Annotated in this window: 1 protein-coding gene; it reads left to right on the top strand. The window is 35.6% G+C overall.

What is annotated here, in order from left to right; genetic code table 11:
* Positions 1-77: 77 nt before the first annotated feature.
* The coding region (locus CJF42_RS26385; RefSeq protein WP_353651706.1) for a transposase at positions 78-475 on the top strand (398 nt) is incomplete at its 3' end.

Here is a 475-nt window from a genome sequence, read left to right as displayed (position 1 = left end):
CCCCCTGTGTCAGGATTGTTGTCACTCCTTATTTTTGTATAGTTAACAATCACTAGGGGGCGGTAAGTTAGAACGTTTTGTCTAAATATTCAACAGAAAGAAAAGCTGCAATTTTAAAAAAGTTACTTCCTCCTGAGAGTCGTCCAGTTAGAGAAGTTTCAATTGAAGAAGGAATTCATTTCCAAACACTGTATTCTTGGCTCAATATAGCAAGAGATAGAGAATCATCAGTGCCAGATAAACATTTGCCAATAACGAATTGGTCTGCTGAAATGAAGTTTTCAGTAATTGTAGAAACCGCTTCTTTTACCGAGGCAGAGCTTAGCCAGTATTGTCGTGAGAAAGGCATTTATCCCGAACAAGTTAAAACCTGGAAAATAGAATGTTTACAGAGCTTTAAAAGTTCAAAAGAACAGAAAAAAGCTGATTTAAAACAGGCACAAATATACAAACATGAAAATAAGCAGCTAAAAAA

This window comes from Pseudoalteromonas sp. NBT06-2 (assembly GCF_002276045.1).
Lineage (GTDB): Bacteria > Pseudomonadota > Gammaproteobacteria > Enterobacterales > Alteromonadaceae > Pseudoalteromonas.
This window is presented reverse-complemented; position numbering and strand designations above follow the sequence as displayed.